Below are 19,678 nucleotides of genomic sequence, written 5' to 3'. Positions count from 1 at the left end.
GGCACCTCGATGTCGGCTCGTCGCATCCTGGGGCTGGAGTAGGTCCCAAGGGTTGGGCTGTTCGCCCATTAAAGCGGTACGCGAGCTGGGTTTAGAACGTCGTGAGACAGTTCGGTCCCTATCCTCTGCGCGCGCAGGAAATTTGAGAGGATCTGTCCTTAGTACGAGAGGACCGGGACGGACCAACCTCTGGTGTGTCAGTTGTTCCGCCAGGAGCACCGCTGATTAGCTACGTTGGGAATGGATAACCGCTGAAAGCATCTAAGCGGGAAGCCGGCCTCAAGATGAGATTTCCATCCCTTCGGGGGAGAGGCTCGCAGCTAGACTACTGCGTTGATAGGCCGGATGTGGAAGTGGGGACTAAAGACCCATGGAGCTGACCGGTACTAATAAGCCAATAATTTGATAATCACTACACATAACCCGTTGTAAGGCTGGGTTTTGTGGCCTGATGTTCGCGTCCACTGAGTGGTTCTCGATGTACGGTCGAGAACCTGCACATTTCGTATGTGCTCGTTTCACTTTGATATACATCAATAGTGTTTCGGCGGCCATAGCGAGAGGGAAACGCCCGGTTACATTCCGAACCCGGAAGCTAAGACTCTCTGCGCCGATGGTACTGCAGGGGGGACCCTGTGGGAGAGTAGGACACCGCCGGACTTATTTGTAAAATAGCCACCCGTTTTTACGGGTGGCTATTTTGCGTTAAGCTAGACCTTGCACCTGTTGGCAACGCCACAGATGCGATCAAACTACACAGAGGACTCTCTTATGAGCGATAAAAACGAAGATTTCGGCACGCCTGATCGTGCTGACCGACCCCGCCGCGATGGCCAGGGTCCCCGCAACAACCGCTCAGAGGGTTCTCGAGAAGAACGTCCTAACCGCTACGGTGTTCCCCGTGATGGACAGTCACGTCCACAGCGTGGAGAACGTCCCGCCGCCGGTCGTGGGGATCGTCCCACTTACGGCGACCGTGCATCACGTCCTGATCGTTCCGATCGTCCAGGATATGCAGATCGTGGTCAGCGAGGAGAACGTCCTTCGTATGGTGACCGTCCACAGCGTGGAGAACGTCCTTCGTATGGAGATCGCCCCCAACGCAGCGACAGACCTTCCTATGGTGATCGTCCAGACAGGGGAGAGCGACCACGTTACGGAGACCGTGATGCTGCTCCCCGTGGAGATCGCCCCCGTTACGGAGACCGTGACGGTGCTCCACGAGGTGAGCGTCCCGCATATGGTAACCGCGATGGCGACCCTCGAGGGGACCGTCCATACCGCCCATCGGGTGATCGACCCGCATATGGCGACCGTGGTGACCGGAACGCGCGTCCGGAACGCGGAGGCTTCGGTCGTGGTGGCTCTAGCGGAGCACCGCGTGGTGAGCGTCCTGGTGGAGATCGGGGTGGCAAGCCCTCTTTCGGCGACCGCAATGGTCGTCCAGAACGTTCCGAGCGTCCTTCTTACGGTGACCGTCCGCAGCGCGGAGATCGTCCTTCCTATGGTGATCGTGGTCCACGGCCCGAACGTTCAGAACGTCCTTCCTACGGTGATCGTCCGCAACGAGGAGATCGTCCTTCTTACGGAAACCGCGACGGAGCACCTCGAGGTGATCGTCCCAGCTATGGTGATCGTGGTCCTCGTCCAGACCGTGGGGGAGAGCGTCCTTCCTATGGCGACCGTGGACCTCGCCCGGAACGCTCTGAGCGTCCTGCCTACGGTGATCGCCCACAACGTGGAGACCGTCCCTCATATGGTGACAGAGGTCCACGCCCAGATCGTGGGGGTGAACGTCCTTCCTATGGCGACCGTTCAGAGCGACCACGCTTCGGAGATCGCGGTGGACGTCCCGACCGTGCTGGTGCTCCACGCACCGGGGGTCGTGATTCTGGTGGTCGTGATGACCGCACTTCTCGTTGGGAAGAGCCAGAACTTACCGAAGAGCAGCGCATGGCGCGCGAACTTCGTATGGTTCGCCCTCACCACGATGATCCCTGGATTGATGACGATGTCACCGGTGATGAGCTGGACAAGGTTGCCCGCAACGAACTGAAGACGCTCACCAAGGAGAACGCAGAACGAGTTGCCAAGCACCTCGTCATGGCCGTTCGCCTGATGGATGAGAATCCTGAACTTGCCCACCAGCACGTGCTGTCTGCAGCTCGTCGAGCTGGTCGAATTGCGATTGTTCGCGAGACCCTCGGAATTACGGCTTATGCAATTGGAGACTTTGCTCTGGCACTTCGCGAACTCCGCACCTACCGACGTATTTCTGGCTCTAATGAGCAAATTGCCCTCATGGTGGATGCAGAGCGTGGTGTTGGCCGCCCAGACAAGGCGTTGGAGCTTGGCCGTTCTGTTGAACGTTCCAGTTTGAGTGAATCAACTCAGGTTGCACTGTCTATTGCCATGTCTGGTGCTCGTCTTGATCAAGATCAGGTTGACCTGGCTCTTGCCGAGCTGGAGATTCCTCAGCTAGATCCTTCCAAAGCATTTACCTATAGCCCAGCACTTTTCAGTGCTTATGCTGAAGTCCTTGAAGAACTTGGGCGTCACCAAGAAGCAGCTGAATGGACGACGTGTGCTGAGGTTGCAGAGAAGGCTCTCGTTGCTGCTGATTTGATGGATTCTTCGGATGAAGACGAACAGGACATTGTCGTGTTCGAAGAGGAACTCGAAGAAGATGACTACGAACTCGACAATGAGGACATCACTGACTCCGAAGGTGTTGCACTGGCAGATGTCATTAGTTCAGGCGCTTTTGAAGATTCAGATGACGCAGAGGCTGATTCCTCAGCCGAGCTGAGTCCAGAAGAAGAGGATGCTCTTATTGCTGAAGGAATCAGCCCTGATGACCTTCTCGAAGATGATGTTCGCCAAATCCTGATCGAGACCGCTCATCTGGATGCCGAGGGAGACAAGGCGTGAGCCTCTTCTCCAAGAAGCAACCGGAATTAGGTCCGAGTCCCATTGAGGGCAAGGCAGTCGTTCTGGCAGACCTTGATGGTGTTGTCTATGCAGGGCCTGGAGCGATTCCACATGCTGTGGAGTCCCTCAATGCTGTTGCTGAGCACATTCGTGTTGGATACATCACCAACAATGCTTCGAGAACTGCAGCAAGTGTCGCAGGACATCTGCGCGAATTGGGACTGAGTTGTTCTGATGACGACATTGTGTCTTCACCTCAAGCAGCCATGCACTTGCTGGCTGATCTCGTGGAGCCAGGAGCTACCATATTGGTGGTTGGTGGCGAAGGCTTGACCTATGAGCTCGAGAAGAACGGATATGCGGTCACGTTTTCTGCTGAGGACAATCCTGCTGCCGTGATCCAGGGTTTCTCTCCTGATCTGGGCTGGAAACAGCTCGCAGAAGCCTCCTTTGCTCTGAATGCACGTCCTTCTGCGGATGCTTTTGGTGGCACAGTCACGGGTGCTGGTGAAAGCGCAGGTATTCCCTGGGTTGCCACCAATATGGACTGGACTATTCCTGTTGCCCGCGGAGTGGCACCAGGTAATGGAACATTAGTTTCTGCCGTGCACACCGCAGTGGGACGACTTCCTGTTGTCGCAGGTAAACCAGAACTTCCCATCTTCGAAGAGGCAGCCCGTCGCTTCGGCACGGCCGCCGCTCCAGAGACTGCCCTGTTTATCGGTGACCGTCTCGACACAGATGTGATGGGTGGTAATCGTGCAGGGATGAAAACAGTGCTCGTACTGACGGGCATTGACCAAGCCAAGCAACTTCTGGCGGCACCTGCTGGTTCACGTCCTGATTACATCCTGGGCGATCTGCGTGAGTTATCTCTGCCCTATCCCACTGTGATTACGAATAAGGACGGTTCTGTCACTGTGCGCGGTGCTACCGTGCGAAAGGACGGCATGGACCTAGTCATTGTGAATAGGGGAGAAGACAAAATCGACCTCCTTCGGGCAGCATGCCAGGTCATCTGGGATAGCGGCCTTGCCATCTTTGGCTTCACAGTTCCGGAAGAACTCTATTCCTAAGACTTAACGCAAGAACGCCCCTGGAAAACCAGGGGCGTTCTTGTTTGTACGGTTGTGCTTAGTGGTGAACTTCCTTCTCTGCACCGTGACCGGTGAGTGAACGAACTTCCATTTCAGCTGCAATCCAGGAGTTCTCCTTCTTGCCACCTGAGTAGGTACCGAGGATACCGAGCAGGAATGCGAGAGGAATCGAAACGATACCTGGGTTGTCCAGTGGGAACCAGTGGAAGTCCACACCCTTGATCATGGAAGCGGTGAGCTCCATGGTCTTGGGGTCAACCTTGCCGGAAACCACGGGGGAGAATGCAATCAGTACGACAGAGGAAATCAAACCACCGTACATCGACCACAGTGCACCACGAGTGTTGAAGCGGCGCCAGTAGAGCGAGTAGATGATGGTTGGAAGGTTTGCGGAAGCTGCAACTGCGAAAGCAAGAGCAACCAAGAACGCAATGTTCTGTCCCTGAACACCGATACCACCGAGGATAGCGAGAGCACCGATCACAACAATGGTGATGCGAGCAATCTTGACCTCAGCGTTAGGGCGAACTTCACCGCGCTTGATGACGTTTGCGTAGATGTCGTGTGCGAACGAAGTAGCAGCGGTGATGGTCAGACCAGCAACCACAGCAAGAATCGTTGCAAACGCAATCGCCGAAACGATACCGAGCAGTACGGGGCCACCGAGAGCTGCTGCAAGCAGAGGAGCAGCAGAGTTAGCAGCACCAGGTGCAGCAGCGATGACAGCAGGACCAACGAGGGTCATTGCGCCGAAGCCGAGTACCAAGGTGAAGAGGTAGAACGCACCGATGAGCCAAATCGCCCACACAACGGACTTACGAGCTTCCTTAGCGGTAGGAACCGTGTAGAAACGCATGAGAACGTGAGGGAGACCTGCGGTACCGAGTACGAGAGCCATTGACAGCGAGATGAAGTCAATGGGGTTCTTGCCGTACTTCAGACCAGGCTGCAGTGGGTCGAATGGAGCCTCGAGTGCCTGAGAAACCTCAACACCCTTAGACAGGAGTGCAGACAGGTCGAAACCGTTGAGTGCGAGCACCCAGACGGTCATGATTGCTGCACCTGCGATGAGCAGGCCTGCCTTGATGATCTGAACCCAGGTAGTACCCTTCATGCCACCTACGAGAACGTAGATCACCATGAGGATACCGACGACGCCAACTACCAGCGACTGACCAACCTGGTCGTTGATGCCCAAGAGCAGTGAAACGAGTCCACCGGCGCCAGCCATCTGTGCGAGGAGGTAGAAGAAGCAGACAACCAGAGTTGAGATTGCTGCAGCCAGACGCACGGGGCGCTGGTGGAGGCGGAATGACAGAACGTCAGCCATCGTGAACTTACCGGTGTTACGCATAAGTTCAGCAACCAGAAGCAGAGCTACAAGCCATGCCACCAAGAAGCCGATGGAGTAGAGGAATCCGTCGTATCCAGCCAGTGCGATAGCACCGGTAATACCGAGGAAGGAAGCTGCCGACAGGTAGTCACCTGCGATAGCCATACCGTTCTGGGTTCCGCTGAATGAGCGGCCACCAGCGTAGAAGTCGTTAGCCGACTTGTTGTTACGACCAGCACGGATAACGATGATCATGGTCACAATAACGAAAGCACCGAAGATGCTCATGTTGAGGACGGGATCGCTCGCTCCTGCGTTTGCTGTATCTGCAGCGAGTACTAGTGCGTTACTCATGCGACACCTGCCTTCTGCTTAGCTTCGAGCTCGTGACGAAGTTCGGTTGCCAGTGGGTCAAGACGCTTGTTAGCGAAGCTGACGTACCACATGGTGATTCCGAAGGTCGAAACGAACTGAAGAAGTCCGAAAATCAGACCAATGTTGATAACACCGATTACAGGTGTTGCCATCCAGCTGGATGCGAACACAGCGAGTGCTACGTACAGGAAGTACCAAGCCATAGCTGCAATGAGTACAGGGATTACGAATCCGCGTTGACGCTTGCGGAGCTCCTTGTACTTAGGGGTTTCTTCGAAGGCAGGATAGTCAATCCTGTGATGACCCTTCTCGGTCTCTTCATTACTCACACGGCCTCCTTGCCGAAATGTGGATAAGGGGTATTGCTGTGATGCAACCGGTTATCAAGCCGGTTTCATCGGTTCAGGGTGACCAACTAAGGCCACCGTGAGGTCTTCGAGAACACTGATGTCCTCAATGGTTGGTGGGACGACGAAGTCTTCGCCATCCACTATCTGACGCATGGTTTTGCGCAGAATCTTTCCTGAACGGGTCTTGGGGAGTCGCTCGAGTACGAGCACATCGCGGAAGGCGGCGACGGGGCCGACCTTGTCGCGCACCAGCTTGACCAGTTCAGTACAAATCTCATCGTGGTTACGATCCACGCCAGCCTTGAGGGTGACAAACCCACTTGCTCGCTGACCCTTGAGCTCATCCTTCACGCCGATAACTGCACATTCAGCAACATCGGGGTGGTGAGCGAGAGCTTCTTCAAGCTGTCCGGTGGACAGACGGTGGCCTGCCACGTTGATGACGTCATCGGTGCGTCCCATAACAAAGACGTAGCCATCTTCGTCCAGGTAGCCGGAGTCGCCGGTGGCGTAGTAGCCAGGGAATGCTTCGAGGTAAGCCTTTTGGTAACCGTCTGCGCGGCCCCAGAGGCCAGCAAGTGTTCCGGGAGGCATAGGAAGCTTGATCACGATGTTGCCTTCTTCGCCGGCAGCAACGTGGTTGCCCTTGCCGTCGACAACTTCAACCTTGTATCCAGGAACAGGAACGGTTGACGAACCAGGCTTGATGGGAAGTGTTTCGATTCCACGGAGGTTGGCGGTGATCGCCCATCCGGTTTCTGTCTGCCACCAGTGGTCAACAACTGGAATCTTGAGACCTTCAGAAGCCCACTCGAGGGTTTCAGTGTCAAGACGTTCACCAGCCATGAACAGGGTGTGCATGCTGGTCACGTCGTAACGAGCAAGTTCTTTAAGTTCTGGATCTACGCGGCGAATAGCGCGAAGTGCAGTGGGAGCCGTGAACAGTGCGCGAACCTTGTATTCGTCCACAATGCGCCAGAAAGCGCCGGCATCTGGGGTTCCGACTGGCTTTCCTTCGTAAATGACGGTGGTCGCACCAGCGAAGAGCGGTGCGTAAACGATGTAGGAGTGGCCTACTACCCAACCCACGTCAGACGCAGCCCACATGACCTCGCCAGGCTTGATGTTGTAAATGTTGGCCATTGACCAGGTCAGTGCTACTGCGTGACCGCCATTGTCTCGCATGATGCCCTTGGGGTTTCCGGTGGTGCCGGAAGTGTAAAGAACGTAGAGCGGGTCGGTCGCAAGAACGGGAACACACTCGGCAGGTGTTGCCTTGGCTGCTGCGTCATCCCAGTCGAGCCAGGTAACGCCGTCAACACCGTTGTATGTCTTGATGGTGCCAGGAACATTGCGACGTTCCTTCACGATCACAGTGTGAATAGATCCCTTGGAAAGCGAAAGAGCCTCAGCAACCATGGGGAGGTATTCCACGGTGCGACCTGGCTCAAGACCGCCAGAAGCAGTGACAAGTACGGTGGGGGTTGCGTCATCGATACGCACAGCCAACTCGTTTGCAGCGAAGCCACCGAACACGACCGAGTGGACTGCACCAATACGAGCACAGGCGAGCATGGCAATGATGGCCTGGGGAATCATGGGCAGGTAAATGATGACGCGGTCACCTTTGGTGACGCCTTGGTCTTTCAGTACTCCTGCGAAGGCTTGTACTTCTTCGAGAAGCTGGTTGTAAGTGAAGCGATCCTTGACGCCTGTCATGGCTGAGTCGTAGATCACTGCGGTTTGTTCTCCGCGACCGGCAAGTACGTGACGGTCCACAGCATTGAAGCAGGTGTTGAGTTCTGCATCGGGGAACCAGCGGTAGACAGGAGCACCGGAAGAGTCCAGTGCAGAAGTGGGGGGAGTAATCCAGTCGACGGCCTGAGCGGCGTCCATCCAGAACTGTTCAGGGTTAGCGGCGCTTGCTTCATAAGCTGCGCGGTAGGCACCTGTTGCTGCAGTCATTTCTCGCCTCCCCTTTGAGTTCAGACCACACCGTTGTGATCTGTTGAGTTGTGCTGCTGTTCTTCATCCCTAGATACAAATGTCCCTAGGAATTGGAACGTTAGACACGACTGTATACACAAAATGCAAAAACGTCCAATATTTCTTCACTATTGCGTGTTGAAACACCTGTGTGTATACATAGAGGAGGTTGTCTGTATACAATTACCTCAACCGTCAACGTCAAAGGAGACATCGTGAGAGCTAGCGATAAGGCGTATATCAAGCTGTTCCACGAGATTGTCGATGGCGATATTGCTCCCGGAACTGTCTTAGCTGAAGTAGAACAGTCCACCCGTCTTGGTGTTTCTCGCACTCCACTTCGTGAAGCGCTTTCTCGCCTGATGTCAGATGGCCTCGTTGAGTCCGCTCCAGGTCGTGGCGTTGTCGTCACAGAAATCTCGCTGGAGAACATCACAGAGCTTTACGAAGTTCGTGAAGCGCTGGAAGAGCAGGCTGCACGTCTGGCAGCACAGCGTCGTGATCCCAAAGTGTTCATGAAAATTGCTGATGAATTTGCTCATGCTGATCAGATGATTGAATCCGGCGAAGTTGGAGTCCGTCATTACTACGAGCTCAACGAAAAATTTGATGAAGCAATCGATGCTGCTATCAACAACGCATACCTTGTTTCAGCTTTACAGAACTCTCGTGTTCACCTTTCTCGTATTCGTCGAATTGCGAAAGGTAATCCTGCACGACTCCATGAAAGTGCTCGAGAAACTCTTCTCATCATTGAAGCCATCATCGATGGTGACGCAGCGCTGGCTGCACACGCAATGCACGTTCACTTGCACAAGTCTTTGACCAACATTCGCGCCTCTGTTAAGGGGCACCTCAAATCAGTCGACGTGGCCTAAGCCTCTCGACGCCCAGAAGGGAAACCCTATGAAGCTCCACAATGTCCGCGTTTATAAGAGTGAAGAAACCCTTGAGCGCAAAGATCAACTCGCGTGGAAGATTGCTGAAGTAGCTTCTGACCCCGTTGCTGTTTCGGCTGAAGTAACCGAGATGGTGATCAACCGCATCATTGACAACGCGTCTGTTGCTGTTGCGTCCCTCACTCGCAAGCCCGTTGTGGCAGCGCGTTCGCAGGCACTCTCGCACCCCACATCAAACGGCGGCAATGGTGCCAACCTGTTTGGTGAGCCACAGGATGTGCGCGTCTCACCTGAGTGGGCTGCCTGGGCAAACGGTGTTGCTGTTCGTGAACTCGACTACCACGACACCTTCCTTGCTGCTGAGTACTCTCACCCTGGTGACAACATTCCTCCCATCCTCGCTGTTGCTCAGCACGTGGGTGTTTCTGGTGCTGACCTCGTTCGAGGTATCGCAACCGGATACGAAATCCAGGTAGACCTGGTGAAGGCAATCTGCCTGCACAAGCACAAGATTGACCACGTTGCTCACCTCGGCCCCTCGGCTGCGGCTGGTATCGGAACCATGCTCGGTCTTCCCACCGAGACTATTTACCAAGCTGTCGGCCAGGCACTGCACACCACCACTGCAACGCGCCAGTCACGTAAGGGTGAAATTTCTTCCTGGAAGGCACACGCTCCAGCATTCGCAGGAAAGATGGCTGTTGAAGCTGTCGACCGCGCAATGCGCGGCGAGACCAGCCCCACTCCTATCTATGAAGGTGAAGATGGTGTCATCGCGTGGATGCTTGATGGTCCTTCTGCTTCCTACGAAGTGCCACTGCCCGAAAAGGGCGAGGCCAAGCGCGGAATCCTTGACACCTACACCAAGGAACACTCTGCTGAATATCAGGCACAGGCTCTGATTGACCTTGCACGCAAGCTCCACAACGAGCACCCTGAGGCAACCAACCCCGAGAACGTCAAGTCTGTTGTGATCCACACCTCACACCACACTCACTACGTCATCGGCTCGGGCGCAAACGACCCACAGAAGTATGACCCCACTGCAAGCCGTGAGACGTTGGATCACTCGATTCCTTACATCTTCACCGTTGCTCTGCAGGATGGTGCATGGCACCACGTTGACAGCTACGCACCTGCTCGCGCAGGTCGTGCGGACACTGTTGCGCTGTGGAACAAGACCACCACGTTGGAAGACGCTGAGTGGACTCGTCGTTACCACTCCGAAGACCCTGCAGTGAAGGCATTCGGTGGCCGCGTGGAGATCACCCTCAACGATGGAACAGTCATCGTGGACGAGCTCGCAGTTGCAGATGCTCACCCACTCGGTGCGCGTCCCTTCGCTCGTGAGCAGTACATCAACAAGTTCCGCATTCTCGCTGACGGTGTTATCGAAGATGCTGAAGTTGAGCGCTTCTTGGCTCTCGTTCAGCGCCTGCCAGAACTCACCGCTGAAGAGATCGGTGGCCTGACCGTTACCGCTAAGGCTGGCGTTCTCGCTTCCGCACCACTTCCCAAGGGTCTGTTCTAATGCTGTATGCCAAGACAACACCTGCAGAGAAGCGTCGTCTTTTCCGTGAGCGTTTAGCAACCGGTGAACTCCTGCAGTTCCCTGGAGCTTTTAACCCGCTCTCGGCCAAGCTCATTCAGAGCAAGGGATTCGATGGCGTGTATATCTCTGGTGCTGTCTTGGCAGCAGACCTTGGTCTGCCTGACATTGGGTTGACCACACTGACTGAGGTTGCAGGTCGCGGTCAGCAGATTGCTCGCATGACTGATCTTCCTGCTCTGATCGATGCAGACACTGGTTTTGGTGAACCCCTCAACCTGGCTCGCACCGTGCAGACACTCGAAGACGCTGGTGTTGCTGGTCTTCACATCGAAGACCAGGTCAACCCCAAGCGCTGCGGTCACCTCGACGGCAAAGCAGTCGTGGACAATGACACCGCCGTCAAGCGCATTAAGTCAGCAGTAGATGCTCGCCGTGATGAGAACCTTCTCATCATGGCTCGCACCGACATCCGTGCCGCTGAAGGTCTAGATGCAGCAATCGACCGTGCCAAGATGCTCATCGATGCTGGTGCTGACGCGATCTTCCCTGAAGCCATGAAGGACCTCAGTGAATTCGAGGCCATGCGCGCAGCAATTGACGTTCCGATGCTGGCGAACATGACCGAATTTGGCAAGAGCGAACTTTTCACGAAACAGCAGCTCTCTGACATTGGTGTGAACATCGTGATTTACCCGGTCTCGTTGCTGCGTTTGGCTATGGGATCCGCTGTTCGAGGTCTTGATTCTCTCAACGAAACTGGATCATTCCAGGCTTCTGTTTCTGAAATGCAGACCCGTGCAGATCTCTACGAAACTCTCGACTACGAGGAATACAACCACTTCGACTCAGGGATTTTCAACTTCGACCTGAGCACCCACACAAAGCACTAATCCACCAACTCCACCTCGGCCACAAGCCATTACCTGTGAGGAAAAGCAATGACTGAACAGCCCCAGATCTTCAAAGGCCTTGCCGGAGTCGTCGTTGACGCCACCGCTGTTTCCAAGGTGAACCCTGAGACCAACTCGCTGCTCTACCGCGGATACCCCGTCCAGGAACTTGCTGCTAGCAAGAGCTTTGAAGAAGTCGCATGGCTGCTCTGGCATGGTGAGCTTCCTACCGCTGCAGAGCTGGCAGGGTTCCAGAAGTCGGAGCGTGCACAGCGCGCACTCGATGCCAATGTGAAGCGCGTGATCGACGAACTTCCCTTGACTGCACACCCCATGGATGTCGTTCGCACCGCAGTGAGCGTGATTGGTGCTTCTGACCCCAACACGGATGATTCTTCCCCAGAGGGCAACCTCGCCAAGAGCATCACCTTGTTTGCCAAGCTTCCTGCGATTGTGTCCTATGACCAGCGCCGTCGCCGCGGAGAAGGTGTCATCGAGCCTCGTGAAGACCTCGACTACTCAGCAAACTTCCTCTGGATGAGCTTCGGCGAGATCCCCGATGACATTGTTGTGGATGCGTTCCGCGTCTCCCTGATCTTGTATGCAGAGCACTCCTTCAACGCCTCTACCTTCACCGCTCGTGTGATCACCTCGACACTGTCTGATCTCTACTCGGCAGTAACCGGCGCAATTGGCGCTCTCAAGGGCCCACTTCACGGTGGTGCAAACGAAGCAGTGCTGCACATCTTCAACGAGATTGGTTTCGGACCTGACTCCGCAGCGCGCTCAGAAGCATGGCTAGAACAGGCTTTGGTAGAGAAGCGCAAGATCATGGGCTTCGGACACCGCGTCTACAAAAAGGGCGACTCGCGCGTTCCCACCATGCGTAAGTCCATGGTTGAACTCATCGAGTACTACAACCGTCCTGATGTTCTTGACCTCTATGAAGGTCTTGAAGCTGCGATGACCGAGCGTAAAGGAATCCTGCCAAACCTGGATTACCCCTCCGGTCCTGCGTATCACTTGATGGGTTTTGACACCCTGACCTTCACCCCCATTTTCGTGGCAGCACGAATCACTGGTTGGACTGCTCACATCATGGAGCAGCTCCAAGCAAACGCCCTTATCCGCCCGTTGTCGGCCTACAACGGTGTGGATGAGCGTCACCTCTAAGCACCATCAGAGGAAATAAGTAGAACCTTGCGGGATCGTCTCTCCCGCAAGGTTTTCTTATCTTTAGCGTGCGATAACCTTGAACTATGAGTACTCCTGATCACACCCAGAGCCCCGCAGACGGCGAACTCGTCTCCGCTCTCTCTGTTGTTGAAGGACAACCTCTGGAAACCCGAGCCGAGGGTTACGCCAAGCTCTATGACGACTTGCGTGCTCAGCTCGAAGGCGGCGACATTCCTGCCCGTGACTAGTCAACGTCTGGACGCCGCCCTCGCTGAGCGTGGCCTAGCGCGTTCGCGCACACACGCAGCAACCCTCATCGCTGAAGGTTTTGTTCGCGTGGGTGGCAAAGTCGTGAATAAAGCTTCGACCAAAGTTGACGACACGGTTGAACTCAGCATTGATGGTGCAGATCACTATGTTTCTCGCGCCGCCCACAAACTCATTGCCGGCCTAGATGGCTTCAGTATTGATGTGAAAGGCCGGGCTGCCTTTGATGTGGGTGCCAGCACAGGTGGATTCACTCAAGTTCTTCTCGAGCGCGGAGCAGAGCTCGTTGTGGCGCTAGATGTGGGCCACGGTCAGCTCTCACCGCGTATTCGCTCGGATGAGCGGGTGCTTGTTGTTGAAGGGGTCAATGCAAAGAACCTTGACCAGAGCCAACTCTCTGGCTTAGTGAAGCGCGACTTCACAGCTGACATTGTTGTTGCTGATCTTTCTTTCATCTCCCTGACACATGTCATGGCTGCGCTCAAAGCGTGTGCCACGCCCACCGCGGACTACGTGCTGTTGGTCAAGCCACAGTTTGAAGTCGGACGCACCGGTGTCAAAGAAGGCATCGTGACCAACCCTGCACTGCGTGAAGATGCAGTCATGGCGGTGCTGTGGTCGGCCTTTGATAATGGCTTGGGTGTCTGTGGCATCTTGTCCTCCCCAATCCTCGGAGGAGCAGGTAATCACGAGTATGTGCTCTGGCTCCGCGCGGATAGTCAGTCGAATCCGTCAGAATGGACTCAACAGGTTCATCAACTGGCAGGAGCATGACAATGAGCGCAGAACAACGCTTCATTCTTGTTGTCTCTCACGCTGCCCAGCAGGCAACCCTTGAGGCAGCCGTTGAAGTCTGCCAGCAGATTCAATCTCAGGGTGCCGTTCCAGTGTTGCGTGAGCTCGAAGTAGCTCCTGTCCTCGAGTTGGCCCCAGAACTCACCTCTCTCGTCACGCTAGAAAAAGATGTTGCTGTAACTCAGATCGAGTGCGCCATTGTTGTCGGCGGAGACGGAACCATTCTTCGTGCCGCAGAACTGCTTCGTGGTGCATCGGTCCCCATGCTGGGTGTGAACACAGGACACGTTGGTTTCTTGGCAGAAACCGAACGTGACTCTATTCCTCAGACTGTTGCACGTGTGCTTGCCAGGGATTACCAGGTTGAAAAGCGATCCACGCTTTCGGTGCGTGTCAAGGTGGCCAATGAGGTTGTCTTTGAAACCTGGGCGCTCAATGAAGCAACCGTCGAGAAGGCAAGCCGTGAGCGCATGCTCGAGGTCGTCATCGAGGTTGACCGCCGACCGCTCTCCAGCTTTGGTTGCGATGGTGTTGTGATGAGCACACCCACAGGTTCAACTGCCTACAACTTCTCTGCTGGTGGTCCTGTGGTCTGGCCCACAGTAGACGCCATGGTCTTGGTCCCGCTTTCCGCTCACGCGCTTTTTGCTCGTCCTCTCGTGGTGGGTCCTGAGTCAGTCTTTGCCGTGGAAATCATTGAACGTCGCAGTGGTCACGGTGTGCTGTGGTGCGACGGTCGTCGCACACGCAACCTGCCTCCAGGTGCTCGTGTGATTGTGAAGAAGTCACCCACGCCAGTTCTACTTGCGCGCTTCCATGCTGAAGCTTTCACGGATCGTTTGGTGGAGAAGTTTGACCTACCCGTCACTGGATGGCGAGGACCTGGTCAGTGATCGAAGAGATTCGCATCCGAGACCTCGGAGTGATTTCTGAGGCAGTGCTTCCGCTTGGTCCTGGCTTCACGGCCATCACCGGTGAAACTGGTGCAGGTAAGACCATGGTTGTTACAGCACTAGGTCTATTGCGAGGAGAGCGGTCTGATTCTTCTGCAGTGCGCAACGGCAGTGACACCGCCTGGGTGGAAGGTCGCTGGATCCTTAAGAACCCAGAAGCCATCACCGAAACAGTCAACGACGCCGGTGGGCTCATCGAAGGAGACGAGCTCTTACTTGGTCGTTCAGTTTCGGTGGAAGGACGTTCCCGTGCTGTTGTTGGGGGGCGGAGCACACCCGTTGCTGTTCTTGGTGAACTGGGAGAACTGCTTGTTGCCGTACATGGACAGTCAGACCAGGTTCGTCTTCGTTCCGCTTCAGCACAGCGTGAAGCACTGGACCGCTTTGCGGGTGCACAATTTGCTGAAGTTCTGGGGGAGTATGCCCACGCGTTTCGCCGTTGGAAGAACAACGCAGCAGAGCTGGCAGAGATCACTGCCCAGCGTGATGCCCGCACGCGCGAAGCAGAAGAACTGCGCCTTTCTATTTCTGAAATTGAAGCTGCAGCTCCACAGCCTGGTGAAGATGAACAACTCACCGCGCTTGCTGAGCGCCTCACTCACACTGAAGACCTCCGTGTTGCCACAGCACTGGCCCGCGAAGCACTGTCTTCCGAAGAAGGTGAAGGGGGAGATGCTCTCGCTCGCGTAGACGCATCTAAGCGTCTGCTGGAAAAGATGTCAGATGTTGATCCCGTTCTGGCTGGAATTGCCGAAACGCTTACTCAGTTGTCTTTCCAGCTGCACGACGTCACAGGTCAACTTTCCAGCCACCTTGCCAATCTCGAGGGCGAGGGAGAGCGCGACCTTGATGTCATTCAGAGCCGTCGCGCTGAACTGAACACCTTGATCCGTAAATACGGGCCTACTCTCGATGACGTCATTGCGCTGTTGGATACAGGAAGTCGTCGCCTGCTGGAACTCGATGGAGACACCGATCGCATCTCTGAGCTGGCCGAAGAGGTAGCGGCTGATCACGCGCTCGTTGTGCGAGGCGCAGATGCCCTGCATGACCTCCGTGAAGCAGCTGCCGTGAAACTTTCTGCAGCGGTTACAGAAGAACTTGCTGCGTTGGCTATGCCTGATGCTCAGCTGTTTGTGCGCGTGACAAAGAATGACGAGCTCGCCCTCCACGGCTCGGACACTGTCGAGTTGTTACTGCGTCCACATCCTGGTTCTGATCCACGCCCCATTTCCAAGAGTGCATCCGGTGGCGAGCTTTCTCGCATCATGTTGGCGCTGGAAGTTGTCATTGCCGGGCAAGATTCTGTTCCCACCTATGTCTTTGACGAAGTGGACTCCGGTGTTGGTGGTGCGTCGGCGATTGAAATCGGACGACGCCTTGCCCGCTTGGCAGAAAAGTCTCAAGTTATTGTTGTCACCCACTTGGCTCAGGTAGCCGCGTTTGCCAACAATCACCTACGTGTAGTCAAGGACACTTCGGGGGAAGTGACCGAAAGTAGTGTGCAAACACTGCGCGGAGCTGACCGCGAGGCAGAGATGGCACGTCTGCTCTCTGGATTGCCAGATTCAGAAAATGCATTGGCTCACGCCCGCGAGTTGATTCAGTTAGCTGCCCAGCGCTGATAAGCTCTAATTCCGTGGTGAATACTTCGGGAAACAACGTAACCAAGCACATTTTTGTCACCGGGGGCGTTGTATCGTCACTCGGAAAAGGCCTGACGGCGGCTAGCCTCGGCAATCTTCTCACCGCACGCGGTCTTCGCGTTGTGATGCAGAAGCTCGACCCTTATCTCAACGTGGATCCCGGAACGATGAACCCGTTCCAGCACGGTGAAGTCTTCGTCACCGACGATGGCGCCGAGACTGACCTCGACATCGGTCACTACGAGCGCTTCCTTGACATCAACCTGTCACAGGCTGCCAACGTCACCACTGGCCAGATCTACTCTCAGGTCATCGCAAAGGAACGCCGCGGCGAGTACCTTGGCGACACCGTTCAGGTCATTCCTCACATCACCGACGAAATCAAGCGCCGTATGCGCCTGCAGGCAGAGGATATCCCTCAGCCAGATGTCATCATCACCGAAATTGGTGGCACCGTCGGTGACATCGAATCCCAGCCTTTCATCGAGTCCGCTCGTCAGGTTCGTCACGAGCTCGGTCGCAAGAACGTCTTCTTCGTTCACGTTTCCCTTGTTCCCTTCATGGGTGCCTCGGGTGAGCAGAAGACCAAGCCCACGCAGCACTCTGTTGCAGCACTTCGCTCCATCGGTATTCAGCCAGATGCTCTGGTGCTTCGCTCCGACCGTCCCGTCACCGAAAGCAACAAGCGCAAGATTGCGTTGATGTGTGACGTTGATGAAGACGCAGTTGTAAACGCTGTTGACGTTCCCAGCATCTATGACATTCCCACCATGCTGCACACCCAGGGCCTCGATGCCTACATCGTGGAGCAGCTAGGTCTGGACTGTAACGAGGTTGACTGGTCGCACTGGTCGCCACTGCTCGAAGCAGTGCACGACCCTGCACACGAAGTCACCATTGGTCTGGTTGGAAAGTACATCGACCTGCCTGATGCTTACCTCTCCGTTTCTGAAGCACTGCGTGCTGGTGGGTTCGCTCACCGCACCAAGGTGAACTTGCGTTGGATACCTTCCGACGACTGCGAAACACACGAAGGTGCTGCTGAGAATCTCTCTGATCTTGATGGCATTTGTGTCCCTGGTGGTTTCGGAATTCGCGGTATCGAGGGCAAGCTTGGTGCGCTCAAGTTTGCTCGCGAGAACGGCATCCCCACCTTGGGCCTCTGCCTCGGTCTGCAGTGCATGGTCATTGAATATGCACGCAACCTTGCTGGTCTGCCAGATGCGTCATCTTCTGAGTTTGACCCAGAAACCAAGACTCCTGTAATTGCGACCATGGCAGAGCAAATTGACATCATCAATGCTGGTGACCTCGGTGGAACCATGCGTTTGGGTCTCTACAAGGCAGCCCTGACTCCTGGATCTCTTGCAGCAGCGGTCTACGGCTCTGAACTCATTGAAGAACGTCACCGTCACCGTTACGAAGTGAACAACACCTACCGCCAGCAGATTGCTGACGCTGGTCTGTCCTTCTCGGGTACGTCACCTGACGGTCAGCTGGTGGAGTTCGTCGAACTTCCTCGCGACGTTCACCCTTACTACATCGCAACCCAGGCACACCCAGAACTGCGTTCACGCCCCAACAACGCTCACCCCCTGTTCGCAGGTTTGGTTGAAGCATCGCTGGAGCGCCAGAAGGCAACTCGCCTGTTCGACATCGAAAAGGCCTAACGTGTCCGACACCAACGCGGAAGGTCTGGTTGACCAGCCTGCCGAGGTGACAATCACCGAACGTGAGACGGTATTCACTGGTCGTGTCTGGAACATCGAGCACGAACGTTTTGAATACAACGGACACGTTATTGCTCGTGACTACGTCGACCACACTGGTGCAGTTGCCGTTCTTGCGTTAGACGATAACGACCGCTTCATTGCTATCCAGCAATACCGTCACCCCATTCGCACTCGCGAATGGGAGATTCCGGCAGGACTGCTGGATATTGCCGGTGAAAGTGCTCTTCTGGCAGCACAGCGTGAACTTGCTGAAGAGGTAGATCTGCAGGCAGATTCGTGGTCAGTTCTTTCTGATTACTACACCTCACCTGGTGGTTCGAATGAAATCGTGCGCATCTTCCTTGCTCGTGATCTCCACAACACTCCCGTTCCTTTTGAGCGCAGTGAAGAAGAAGCCGACATGGAACATCGCTGGGTGAGCTTGGACGAAGCTCATGATGCCGTGCTGGCAGGAAATGTCAGCAACTCGATCTTCCAGATCGCTGTTCTGAACGCCTATGCGTCCCGGGCACGTGGCTGGGACACCCTGCGTCCCGGAGATGCTCCCTGGGCAATGCGGGAACACCGCGATGCTTCTGGCTCGGGAGCTTCCTGGCAGGCCTAAGCCAGTGCAGTACTGACCATGAACCTGCAACGAGCACGCGATAACTACCTGAGATATGTCGCCATTGAGCGCGGACTCTCTCAGAACACGGTTTCTGCCTACACGCGCGACATCGATGCGTATTTAGCGTGGTTAGGGGAGCGGGGCACGACCGAGGCGGATGCAATTACGTTGCCCGATGTGAGTGCCTATGTTCAGTGGTTGGCCACCCGCAGCGAAAGCCCGTTGACGTCTTCTAGTCAGTCCCGCACCCTCAGCTCCATCAAGGGATTCCACAAGTTCCTGGTGGAAGAGAACATCGTCGAGCACAACGTCACGGCAGATGTGAACCCTCCTAAACTTCCTAAGCGCCTCCCCAAAGCCATCACCGTCGAACAGATGTCGGCATTGATTGCCGCCACCGACGGTGAGGATGAAGTCCGAGTGAGAGATAAAGCACTACTGGAGCTGCTCTATGCCACGGGTGCGCGTATTTCCGAGGCCGTGGGGCTCAACGTGGATGATGTCACCGTGAGCGAAGGCATGATTCGCCTGCGCGGTAAAGGCGGAAAGCAGCGCATCGTTCCAGTGGGCTCCTATGCTCAAGCAGCGCTCGATGCCTATTTGGTTCGTGTGCGTCCGGTGTTCTCTGCTCGAGGTAAGTCCACCCCTGCCTTGTTCTTGGGTCCTAGAGGAGCTCGTGTGAGCCGCCAGATGGCGTGGCTCATCATTCGTGAGGCAGGGGAGCGGGCACAGCTCGATATTGAGCTCTCGCCGCACACGTTCAGGCACTCTTTTGCCACCCACTTGTTAGCCGGTGGGGCAGATGTTCGAGTGGTTCAAGAACTACTGGGACATGCCTCGGTGGCAACGACACAGATCTACACGCTGGTGACCGCAGATACGCTGCGAGAGACGTACATTACGGCGCACCCACGAGCACAGAAGTAACCACAGAAATTCCGCCCCAGAACTAGCTAGAATGGGCATCACGGCAGTTCAGTGACGATCGTTTCTCATTGCCCATATTTTGCTCAATCTCACAGTGGGGACACTCGAGTGGTTACGTACAAGAACGGCGTGAAAGTCGGCCCAACTGGACGTCCCTTGAA

The 19,678-nt window shown here is 55.4% G+C and carries 16 protein-coding genes and 2 rRNA genes; 15 read left to right on the top strand and 3 right to left on the bottom strand.

Features of this window, described 5'->3' with window-relative positions:
* From Q0362_RS04985 to Q0362_RS04970, 4 genes are all read left to right on the top strand, one after another.
* Nucleotides 1-410: ribosomal RNA gene (locus tag Q0362_RS04985) — 23S ribosomal RNA — on the top strand; the annotation flags it as partial.
* 133 nt (nucleotides 411-543) lie between these two features.
* Nucleotides 544-660 (top strand): 5S ribosomal RNA (gene rrf, locus Q0362_RS04980).
* A 111-nt stretch (nucleotides 661-771) separates the two neighbouring features.
* Entirely contained in the window at nucleotides 772-2,931 is a 2,160-nt protein-coding gene (locus tag Q0362_RS04975) for a primosomal protein (RefSeq protein ID WP_298120626.1), read from the top strand.
* Entirely contained in the window at nucleotides 2,928-4,007 is a 1,080-nt protein-coding gene (locus tag Q0362_RS04970; protein WP_298120623.1) for an HAD-IIA family hydrolase, read from the top strand. Before Q0362_RS04975 ends, Q0362_RS04970 begins: the two co-directional genes overlap by 4 nt.
* A gap of 58 nt (nucleotides 4,008-4,065) precedes the next feature.
* Here Q0362_RS04970 and Q0362_RS04965 read toward each other — a convergent pair whose 3' ends face one another.
* The 3 genes from Q0362_RS04965 to Q0362_RS04955 are packed head-to-tail and all read right to left on the bottom strand — an operon-like array spanning nucleotide 4,066 to nucleotide 8,051.
* The gene (locus tag Q0362_RS04965) at nucleotides 4,066-5,715 is read right to left on the bottom strand and encodes a cation acetate symporter (RefSeq protein ID WP_298120621.1); all 1,650 of its coding nucleotides are present in this window, start codon (nucleotides 5,713-5,715) and stop codon (nucleotides 4,066-4,068) included.
* On the bottom strand, nucleotides 5,712-6,065 hold the full coding sequence (locus Q0362_RS04960) for a DUF485 domain-containing protein (protein ID WP_298120618.1): 354 nt from the start codon (nucleotides 6,063-6,065) through the stop codon (nucleotides 5,712-5,714). Before Q0362_RS04960 ends, Q0362_RS04965 begins: the two co-directional genes overlap by 4 nt.
* 54 nt (nucleotides 6,066-6,119) lie before the next feature.
* Complete coding sequence (locus tag Q0362_RS04955; protein WP_298120616.1) at nucleotides 6,120-8,051, bottom strand: propionyl-CoA synthetase; 1,932 nt, start codon at nucleotides 8,049-8,051, stop codon at nucleotides 6,120-6,122.
* Nucleotides 8,052-8,287: 236 nt separating this feature from the next.
* Here Q0362_RS04955 and Q0362_RS04950 point away from each other — a divergent pair, with 236 nt between their 5' ends.
* The 11 genes from Q0362_RS04950 to xerD all read left to right on the top strand — a co-directional run bounded on the left by Q0362_RS04950 (nucleotide 8,288) and on the right by xerD (nucleotide 19,517).
* Nucleotides 8,288-8,950, top strand: coding sequence for a GntR family transcriptional regulator (locus Q0362_RS04950; protein ID WP_298120614.1), 663 nt, complete (start codon nucleotides 8,288-8,290; stop codon nucleotides 8,948-8,950).
* Between the two features lie 28 nt (nucleotides 8,951-8,978).
* Nucleotides 8,979-10,502, top strand: coding sequence for an MmgE/PrpD family protein (locus Q0362_RS04945; protein ID WP_298120568.1), 1,524 nt, complete (start codon nucleotides 8,979-8,981; stop codon nucleotides 10,500-10,502).
* Nucleotides 10,502-11,413: a methylisocitrate lyase gene (prpB, locus tag Q0362_RS04940; protein WP_298120564.1), complete on the top strand. Its 912-nt coding sequence runs from the start codon at nucleotides 10,502-10,504 to the stop codon at nucleotides 11,411-11,413. Before Q0362_RS04945 ends, prpB begins: the two co-directional genes overlap by 1 nt.
* Before the next feature lie 48 nt (nucleotides 11,414-11,461).
* The gene (locus Q0362_RS04935; protein WP_280795299.1) at nucleotides 11,462-12,586 is read left to right on the top strand and encodes a bifunctional 2-methylcitrate synthase/citrate synthase; all 1,125 of its coding nucleotides are present in this window, start codon (nucleotides 11,462-11,464) and stop codon (nucleotides 12,584-12,586) included.
* An 86-nt stretch (nucleotides 12,587-12,672) separates the two neighbouring features.
* Nucleotides 12,673-12,837: a hypothetical protein gene (locus Q0362_RS04930; protein WP_298120560.1), complete on the top strand. Its 165-nt coding sequence runs from the start codon at nucleotides 12,673-12,675 to the stop codon at nucleotides 12,835-12,837.
* On the top strand, nucleotides 12,830-13,630 hold the full coding sequence (locus Q0362_RS04925) for a TlyA family RNA methyltransferase (RefSeq protein WP_298120556.1): 801 nt from the start codon (nucleotides 12,830-12,832) through the stop codon (nucleotides 13,628-13,630). Before Q0362_RS04930 ends, Q0362_RS04925 begins: the two co-directional genes overlap by 8 nt.
* A 2-nt stretch (nucleotides 13,631-13,632) precedes the next feature.
* Nucleotides 13,633-14,544, top strand: coding sequence for an NAD kinase (locus Q0362_RS04920; protein ID WP_298120553.1), 912 nt, complete (start codon nucleotides 13,633-13,635; stop codon nucleotides 14,542-14,544).
* A complete protein-coding gene (gene recN, locus Q0362_RS04915; protein ID WP_298120550.1) occupies nucleotides 14,541-16,229 on the top strand; it encodes a DNA repair protein RecN in 1,689 nt (562 codons plus the stop codon). Before Q0362_RS04920 ends, recN begins: the two co-directional genes overlap by 4 nt.
* Before the next feature lie 14 nt (nucleotides 16,230-16,243).
* A complete protein-coding gene (locus Q0362_RS04910) occupies nucleotides 16,244-17,920 on the top strand; it encodes a CTP synthase (RefSeq protein WP_298120548.1) in 1,677 nt (558 codons plus the stop codon).
* 1 nt (nucleotide 17,921) lies between these two features.
* The gene (locus Q0362_RS04905) at nucleotides 17,922-18,587 is read left to right on the top strand and encodes an NUDIX hydrolase (protein WP_298120545.1); all 666 of its coding nucleotides are present in this window, start codon (nucleotides 17,922-17,924) and stop codon (nucleotides 18,585-18,587) included.
* An 18-nt stretch (nucleotides 18,588-18,605) separates the two neighbouring features.
* Entirely contained in the window at nucleotides 18,606-19,517 is a 912-nt protein-coding gene (gene xerD / locus Q0362_RS04900; RefSeq protein WP_298120542.1) for a site-specific tyrosine recombinase XerD, read from the top strand.
* Nucleotides 19,518-19,678 lie beyond the last annotated feature (161 nt).

The organism is uncultured Aurantimicrobium sp., from assembly GCF_936931525.1.
Taxonomy (GTDB): domain Bacteria; phylum Actinomycetota; class Actinomycetes; order Actinomycetales; family Microbacteriaceae; genus Aurantimicrobium.
Note: the sequence above shows the minus strand (reverse complement) of the source record. Positions and strands in the feature narration are given on the sequence as shown.

What these genes read in the sequence shown, in the direction of transcription:
- Q0362_RS04975 (WP_298120626.1), top strand. Translation starts at nt 772, where the DNA reads ATGAGCGATAAAAACGAAGATTTCGGCACGCCTGATCGTGCTGACCGA.
- Q0362_RS04965 (WP_298120621.1), bottom strand. Translation starts at nt 5,715, where the DNA reads ATGAGTAACGCACTAGTACTCGCTGCAGATACAGCAAACGCAGGAGCG.
- Q0362_RS04955 (WP_298120616.1), bottom strand. Translation starts at nt 8,051, where the DNA reads ATGACTGCAGCAACAGGTGCCTACCGCGCAGCTTATGAAGCAAGCGCC.
- Q0362_RS04945 (WP_298120568.1), top strand. Translation starts at nt 8,979, where the DNA reads ATGAAGCTCCACAATGTCCGCGTTTATAAGAGTGAAGAAACCCTTGAG.
- prpB (WP_298120564.1), top strand. Translation starts at nt 10,502, where the DNA reads ATGCTGTATGCCAAGACAACACCTGCAGAGAAGCGTCGTCTTTTCCGT.
- Q0362_RS04935 (WP_280795299.1), top strand. Translation starts at nt 11,462, where the DNA reads ATGACTGAACAGCCCCAGATCTTCAAAGGCCTTGCCGGAGTCGTCGTT.
- Q0362_RS04930 (WP_298120560.1), top strand. Translation starts at nt 12,673, where the DNA reads ATGAGTACTCCTGATCACACCCAGAGCCCCGCAGACGGCGAACTCGTC.
- Q0362_RS04920 (WP_298120553.1), top strand. Translation starts at nt 13,633, where the DNA reads ATGAGCGCAGAACAACGCTTCATTCTTGTTGTCTCTCACGCTGCCCAG.
- xerD (WP_298120542.1), top strand. Translation starts at nt 18,606, where the DNA reads ATGAACCTGCAACGAGCACGCGATAACTACCTGAGATATGTCGCCATT.